The 6,971-nt window shown below is 70.7% G+C and carries 9 protein-coding genes; 5 read left to right on the forward strand and 4 right to left on the reverse strand.

Annotated features, from left to right (window positions below; all coding sequences use genetic code 11):
• Window positions 1-39: 39 nt before the first annotated feature.
• Window positions 40-486, reverse strand: a complete 447-nt coding sequence (locus FNQ90_RS08030) for a DUF1772 domain-containing protein (protein ID WP_182605746.1) — start codon at window positions 484-486, stop codon at window positions 40-42.
• A 244-nt stretch (window positions 487-730) separates the two neighbouring features.
• Between FNQ90_RS08030 and FNQ90_RS08035 the strand changes: the two genes are divergently transcribed.
• The 5 genes from FNQ90_RS08035 to FNQ90_RS08055 all read left to right on the forward strand — a co-directional run bounded on the left by FNQ90_RS08035 (window position 731) and on the right by FNQ90_RS08055 (window position 3,876).
• Entirely contained in the window at window positions 731-1,189 is a 459-nt protein-coding gene (locus tag FNQ90_RS08035) for a DUF1772 domain-containing protein (protein ID WP_323379835.1), read from the forward strand.
• Window positions 1,190-1,269: 80 nt separating this feature from the next.
• The gene (locus FNQ90_RS08040; RefSeq protein ID WP_182605747.1) at window positions 1,270-2,328 is read left to right on the forward strand and encodes a methyltransferase; all 1,059 of its coding nucleotides are present in this window, start codon (window positions 1,270-1,272) and stop codon (window positions 2,326-2,328) included.
• A 110-nt stretch (window positions 2,329-2,438) separates the two neighbouring features.
• Window positions 2,439-3,188: an SDR family NAD(P)-dependent oxidoreductase gene (locus FNQ90_RS08045; protein ID WP_143619699.1), complete on the forward strand. Its 750-nt coding sequence runs from the start codon at window positions 2,439-2,441 to the stop codon at window positions 3,186-3,188.
• Window positions 3,188-3,547, forward strand: coding sequence for an antibiotic biosynthesis monooxygenase family protein (locus tag FNQ90_RS08050; protein ID WP_182605742.1), 360 nt, complete (start codon window positions 3,188-3,190; stop codon window positions 3,545-3,547). The genes FNQ90_RS08045 and FNQ90_RS08050 overlap by 1 nt, the downstream gene beginning before the upstream one ends.
• Window positions 3,544-3,876, forward strand: coding sequence for an antibiotic biosynthesis monooxygenase family protein (locus FNQ90_RS08055; RefSeq protein ID WP_323379836.1), 333 nt, complete (start codon window positions 3,544-3,546; stop codon window positions 3,874-3,876). Before FNQ90_RS08050 ends, FNQ90_RS08055 begins: the two co-directional genes overlap by 4 nt.
• Before the next feature lie 129 nt (window positions 3,877-4,005).
• Here FNQ90_RS08055 and FNQ90_RS08060 read toward each other — a convergent pair whose 3' ends face one another.
• The 3 genes from FNQ90_RS08060 to FNQ90_RS08070 form a co-directional block, all read right to left on the reverse strand.
• Window positions 4,006-5,007, reverse strand: coding sequence for a beta-ketoacyl-ACP synthase 3 (locus tag FNQ90_RS08060; protein WP_182605743.1), 1,002 nt, complete (start codon window positions 5,005-5,007; stop codon window positions 4,006-4,008).
• 58 nt (window positions 5,008-5,065) lie between these two features.
• Window positions 5,066-5,950, reverse strand: coding sequence for a hypothetical protein (locus FNQ90_RS08065; RefSeq protein WP_182605744.1), 885 nt, complete (start codon window positions 5,948-5,950; stop codon window positions 5,066-5,068).
• Between the two features lie 313 nt (window positions 5,951-6,263).
• On the reverse strand, window positions 6,264-6,782 hold the full coding sequence (locus tag FNQ90_RS08070; protein WP_182605745.1) for a MarR family winged helix-turn-helix transcriptional regulator: 519 nt from the start codon (window positions 6,780-6,782) through the stop codon (window positions 6,264-6,266).
• Between the last annotated feature and the right edge of the window lie 189 nt (window positions 6,783-6,971).

A 6,971-nucleotide genomic window follows, 5' to 3' on the forward strand; every position in this document is an offset into this window, starting at 1 on the left:
GACCGTGACGACGGTCGGGGGGCGACGGGCGGGGGCCGCTCAGCCCGCCATGAGAACGGCCGCGGTGTCCAGGAGCAGGGCCAGCGCCGCGAGCACGGTGCGCAGGTGGTGCCAGGCCCGCCACCGCGGCCGGGGGTCCTGCCAGGCCCCCTCGGCCTCGAGAGCCCCCAGGGAGCGGTTGATGGGGACGTTGCCGAGGTGGGACACCGCCTGGACCCCGATGAGCAGCAGGGAACCGGCCAGGAACAGGAACCTGCTCGGCGGCTCGGTGAGAAAGACCAGCGCGAACCCGCAGAGCATCACGGTGTTGACCAGGATCGGCATCAGCGGGTGGTAACCCTTGCCGAGCAGCGCGTGGGCCCGCAGGTACTCGGCGCGTTCCATGCCCGCCATGGCGGGCGCCACGCTCACCGCGACGGCCACGAAGATCCCGGTGATCGTGCCGACCCCGATCACCACGGCCCCGCTCAGCACCTCTGGAAGCATCACGAACTCCTCTCCGAATCCTTCGCCGTCGGTGTTGTGCTCCGGACACCGACCGGGGCGCCCGGGAAGCTCCCGCGGGCGGGTTCCACGCTGCCCGGCGGCACTCGAAGGGCCGTGGTGCGCCGCTGGACCCGGCGGGGGCGGCCGTGGTGTCGAGCGGTCTTCGAGGCCGATTCGACCGTCGACTCCCAGAGTCGTGCCGGCGGCCCACCGGACCCGGTGGGCGGGTGAGGAGGCGAATCCCGTGGTTCAGATCCTGATGGCGGTGGCTCTGCTCTCCGGCGGCCTGGCGGCGGGCGGCCTGGCGATCTCGATGCTGGCCGCGCCCCTGTTCACCACGCTCCCCACCGGGATGTACATCCCGGTCCATCAGGGGTTGGTGACCCGGTTCGACCCCTTCATGCCGGTGAACCTGCTGGTCTGCCTGGTGTGCGACGTGGCGCTGGTGATCACCGCGCCCACGGCCGGCGTGCGGGGCGCGGCCGCTCTCGCCGCGGTGCTCCTGGTGTGCGCCGGCACGGTCTCCCTCACCCGCAACGTGCCGATCAACCGCTGGCTCGCCACCCTCGACCCGCGGGCCCTGCCCGCGGACTGGGAGCGACTCGACCCCCGGGAACGCTGGATCCGGTGGAACCGGGTGCGGGGCGGGCTGGCGGTGGCCGCCCTGGTGGCCAACGTGGGCGCGGCCACGGCGTTGATGTGACCGGCCGGGCCCACCTTCCGACGACCACCGCCCCGACCCCTCTTCCTTCCCTTCGGCTCCAGGAGGACCGTGTGGACTCGATGACCGGTGTGGTCGGCCCGGCGATGGCCGCCGCGCTACCGCCCCACGTACAACTTCTGCTGCTGACCGACGGCAAACGGATCTCCCGGGTGCTGCACGCGGTCGCCGAACTGCGGGTCGCCGACGAGCTGGCCGACGGTCCGCTCGACGTCCCGGAACTGGCCTCCCGGACCGGCACCCGGGCGGACGCGCTGGGCCGGGTCCTGCGGGTGGCCGCCGCCTTCGGCGTCTTCTTCGAGCAGCCCGACGGACGGTACGCGCTGACCGACATGAGTCAGGCGCTGCGATCCGATGTCCCCGGCAGCCAGCGGGACATGGTGCTCTACAACGGCAGCGGGATGCTGTGGCGCTCGTACGGGGAGCTGATGCACACCCTGCGCACCGGGGAGCCGGCCTTCCGGGCCGCGTACGGCCACGACTTCTTCGAGCACCTGGAACGCGACCCCGACGACGGCGCGATGTTCGACCGCGCGATGACGCGGATGAGTCATGCCACCTCCCGGATGCTGATCGACTCCTTCGACTTCGGACGCTTCGAGCGGATCGCCGACATCGGCGGAGGGCACGGTTTCTTCCTCTCCGAGATCCTCGGGGAGCACCCGAAGTCGCGGGGTGTGCTCGTGGACCGCCCCTCCGTGGTGGCCGAGGCCCCCGAGCTGTTGGCCGGGGCCGGAGTGGCGGACCGGGTCGAGATCGTGGAGGGGAACTTCTTCGAACCACTCCCGACCGGCTGGGACGCCTACGTGCTCAAGGCGGTCCTGCACGACTGGGACGACGAGCGGGCCCTCGCGATCCTCGGCCGGGTGCGGGAAGCGCTCGAGGGTCACCCCGATGGACGGCTGCTGATCTGCGAGTTCCTGGTGGGGCCGGCCAACCGGTGGGACCGCGGCAAGCTGCTCGACCTGGACATGCTGGTCCGTTTCGGCGGACGGGAGCGCGACCCGGCGCAGTGGCGGGAGCTGCTGGACGCCGCCGGATTCGCGCTGGTGAACGACCCCGTTCCGGGGCGCTGGGCGGTCCTGGAGTGCCGCCCCGTGCCCCCCGGCGAGCACACCTGACCACCGGCGGGGCCGACCCGCCCGACCGGAACCGGCCGGCACGACCCGGCCGCACCACCCGACGGAACCACCCGACGGAACCACTCGACACAGAGATCACGGAGGACATGGTGGAACTTGGACTCGCGGGCAAGAACGCACTGGTGACCGGGGGCAGCCGCGGCATCGGCCGGGCCGTGGTCCTGGCCCTGGCCAAGGCCGGTGCCACGGTGGTGACCTGCTACCGGCAGGAGGGCGAGGCGGTGGACAGCCTCGCCCGGGAGCTCAAGGAGATCGGCGGGGAGCACCTGCTGGTCCGTGCCGACGTGGGAACCGTCGAGGGGGTGGAACGGCTGATGGAGGCGTGCCGTTCCCGCTTCGACTCGCTCGACGTCCTGGTCAACAACGCCGGTGTGATCAGTCAGATCCCCTTCTCCGAGTTGCCGTTGGAGGAGTGGGAACGGGTCCTGGCCACCAACCTGACCGGGCCGTTCCTGGTGATCGGCAAGGCCCTGCCGATGCTGCGGGAGGGTTCCTCGGTGATCAACGTCGGATCGCGGGGGGCGATGGCGGGCATCCCGCTGCGGGGCCACTACACGGCCTCCAAGGCCGGCCTGGTGGGCCTGACCCGGAGCCTGTGCAAGGAACTCGGCGGTCGGGGCATCCGGTTCAACGTGGTGGCCCCCGGTGTCATCGACACCTCCGAGCCGGACGAGCTGTCGGAGGAGGAGCGCGCCGCGTACAACGCGCGGTACCTGAGGATGATGGCGCTGGGCCGGTTCGGCCGGCCGGAGGAGATCGCCGGCGCGGTGCTGTTCCTCGCCGGCGATCTGTCCAGCTACGTCAACGGTGAGACGCTGCACGTGGACGGGGGCGTCTGATGCCGGGAACACCCGGGGAGGAGGCGGGGATCGGGCCCGCGGCGCGGACCCGGGATCGGCGAGAGGTGTTCCGGGTGCTGCTGACCGTGCAGGTCAAGCCGGACCTGGAGGACGAGTTCGAACGGGTCTGGGCCGAGGGCAGCCGGGAGATCACCGCACAGCCCGCCAACCTCGGTCACACCCTGGCCCGCAGTGCCACGGAGAAGTCCGTCTACTACGTGGTCAGTGACTGGACGGACCGGGACGCGTTCCTGGCCTTCGAGTCCAGTGACGAGCACGTGCGCCACCGGGAGAAGCTCCACCCCTTCCGGGCCGGGGGCTCGTTGGCCATGATGACCCTGGTGGGGGCCGACCGGTGAGCGCGACCCCGGAGAACGGGACGGGTCGGGTGCGGGTCCTGCTGTACCTGCGGGCCGACCCGACGGAGGACGGGGCGGTGGCCGAGGCGTACCACCGGATCAGCAGTGACCTGAAGGGCACCGACGGCCTGCTCGGCAACGAACTGCTCCGCGAGCTGACCGACCCGGGCGCCTTCGCCGTGCTGAGCGAGTGGGAGAGCGCGGAGGCCTTCCGCACCTGGGAGGCCGGCTCCGGTCACCGGAACACGACCTCCCCGCTCAGGCGGCACCAGGATCGTGAACGGCCCACTCCGTTCGCCCTGTACCGGGTGGACGCGGCGTACCGATAGGGCGGATCGACCGACACCACGACGGTGCCGCGGGGAACGAGGGCTCGTTCCCCGCGGCACCGTCGTGTGTCGGCCCCCTCCCCGGCCGATCCGGTCGGGGAGGGGGCCCGGCAGCTCACCGGCGGGCCCTCAGGGCAACCGCACCACCTGTCCGGCGAACAGGAGGCCCGCGCCGAAACCGACCAGGAGGGCGAGCCCCCCGCTGGGCGCCCTGCCGCTGGAGAGGAGCTCCTCCATCGCCATCGGGATCGAGGCCGCCGAGCTGTTGCCGCTGGTGACGATGTCCCGGGCGATGGCGGTGCGCCCGGTCAGTCCGAGCTGCTCCGCCACGAAGTCGGTGATGAGCATGTTGGCCTGGTGGGGGATGAAGGCGTCCAGGTCATCCGTGGTGACACCGGCCCGCTCCAACATCTCGTGTGCCGCGGGAACGAGTTCGTTGGTGGCCCAGCGATAGACCTTCCACCCCGACATGGTGATGGCCGGCAGTCGTTCGGGGCGGTCCCCGGTGCCGTCGTGCCAGGGCGCCGTCATCTTCAGCGCGGCGTTGCGCGATCCGTCCGCGCGCCAGACCGTCGGTCCGATGCCCGTCTCGGCGGTGGGGCCGACGACCACGGCACCGGCGCCGTCGGCGAAGAGGAAGGCGGTGTCCCGGTCGGTGTGGTCGAGGATGTCCGTCATCCGTTCGGCACCGATCACCAGGACGTGGTCCGAACGTCCGGTCCGCACCAGATCACCGGCGAGTGCCAGGGCGTGGCAGAAGCCCGCGCAGGCCGCCGAGATGTCGAACGCCGTGGCGCGGGTGGCACCGATCCGGTGGGCGACCCCCACCGCGACGGCCGGCATCTGTTCCATGGATGTGATGGTCGCGAGGATGACCGTACCGATCCGATCGGCCGGAACGCCCGCCGCGGCGAGGGCCTTCTCGGCCGCGGCGGTGGCCATCATCAGCAGGGTCTCGTCGGGGCCCGCGTACCGCCGCCGGCGGATACCCGAACGGCGTTCGATCCAGTCGGGGTCCAGGCCGGTGCGCTCGGCGATCTCGCTGTTGGGAACGGAACGTTCGGGCCGGTGGACTCCGACTCCGAGCAGTCCGCTGGGACGCAGGACTTCGGTATCCCGGATGATTGACATGCTGGTCCTTCTCTGGGAGGAGGGTCTGTCCGGCCGGCCCGGTGGGCCCGGCCGCGGGTCACCGGACGGCGGTTCGGGAGGGACGGCCCCAGCGAGTCGGCCCCCACGGCTTGTAGGTGGAGAGAGTGGTCATGAAGACGAGGGTGAGCAGGGCGAGCACGGAGGAGGCGGTCATCGCCCACCCGACCGTGTCCAGTTCCCCACCGCGTACCGGCGCCCCGCTCTCCACCAGCTCGTTGGCCCGGATGATCAGGGGGTGGATGACCGAGAAGCCGAACAACATCAGCCCCATGGTCGTGAAGAACTTGGTCACCACCCATCGACGTCGCATCAGGCCCCACTTGGTCCCGGTGGAGACGAGGATGCCGCTGATGAGGGTGAACATGCTGGTCATCCCGAGGAAGAGGTCGTCCAGCAGACCCAGGGTGCGGTACATGGCGGCCTGGTGCTCGGCGCTGCCGGTGAGGACGGCGGAGGCCATCATCGCGGACATGCCGGTGACCAGCCCCAGCCAGCCCACCCCGACCATCACGTGGATGGTGAGGATGACCTTGCGCAGTCGGGGGGAGATCATCCGGTTGCCGTCCCGGACCCGGGAGAGCCACCGGTTGGCGGAGGGCGCGTAGAGCAGGACCAGGCCCACCACCGAGGTGACGAAGCTGAGAGCGGCCAGAGCTCCCTGGAGGGGGCCCACGAAGGGCCTGCCGATCCCGAGCAGTCCCAGGCCGGTGAAAAGCAGTCCCAGGACGGTGAAGATGGTCAGCAGGACCCGACCCCACTGCCGGCCGGCCCGAACCATCTCCGCGAAAAGGCCGAACAGGGCGCAGAAGGCGCTGGTCAGTATCAGGTCACCGATGGCGGCGGTGCCCTCTCCCCGGTTCAGCTGGTCGCCGATCTCGAAGAAGTTGCTGGCGATGGCGGCGAGCGTGGCGATGATCACCATGGCGTAGGCCCAGCGGAGGGAGAGGGGGAAAGGGGGCGGCGTATCCCCCTTGCCGGGCTCCCCGGGCCCCCCGGGCTTCCCGGGGTCCGGTGACGGACCCGGCCGGGACCGCGGTCCCGGCCGGGCGGTGTGTGATGTCCGGGCGGTGCTCAACTGTCGCGCCTCCTTCGGTACCGGGCGCGACTGCCCAGCGGCGAGGGCTGTGACGCGCCGTCGGTTGCAGACCTATGGGGCGTTCAGCCTTGCCGTGCGGACTCGAAGGCGGCTCGAAGACCGGTGGACACCGAGGGGCCCGTCCGGTCCTCCCGCGACGTCAGGGGCGGACGGTGTCCAGCGAGTGCACGAATTTATCGAGCAGACGGGCGAATTCCCGCTGCTCCTCCTCCGGCCAGCCCTCGAGCAGCCGGGCGTAGAACTGCTGGCGGGTGTGGTGGGCGGCGCTCACGGCCGCCCGTCCGGTGTCGGTGAGTTCCAGGCAGCTGCGCCGACCGTCCTCCTGGGAGGCCACCCGGAGAACGTGTCCGCTCTTGACCGCCGCGGTGACCAGGCGGCTGGCCCGGGAGGGGTCGATGGCGAGACGGTCGGCGACGAATCCGACCGTGACCGGCTGCTCGGGCCGGGCCGCCCCCTCGTCCACGGCGTCGATGACCGCCAGGGTGTTCAGGTCGATCGGCTCCGGCATCTCCTCGGCCACGGGCCGGGCGAGGCTTCGCCGGGACTGGCGGCGACGGATCCGCACCATGGCCGTCTCGATGGCGGTGAGCACGTCATCGTCCACCGGACTCGCGGTCTCCCTCACCCGTGCGGGTGGGGCCTGTGCAGGTGTGGTCATCTCGTCATCCCCACCGGGTTCCGATCATCGGTCCTTCTCTCCTCGAGCTTTCCAGCTTAACCGCATACGAGTGGACATGACACCATCAGGCGTGGAACACTTATATGAGTTAGTCATTCATGTGAAAGCAATCTACATCAGTAGGGGAATCCCGTGTCCGACACCCTCCGCACCTGTCTCTTATACACA

This window comes from Streptomyces alkaliphilus (assembly GCF_014141535.1).
Lineage (GTDB): Bacteria > Actinomycetota > Actinomycetes > Streptomycetales > Streptomycetaceae > Streptomyces > Streptomyces alkaliphilus.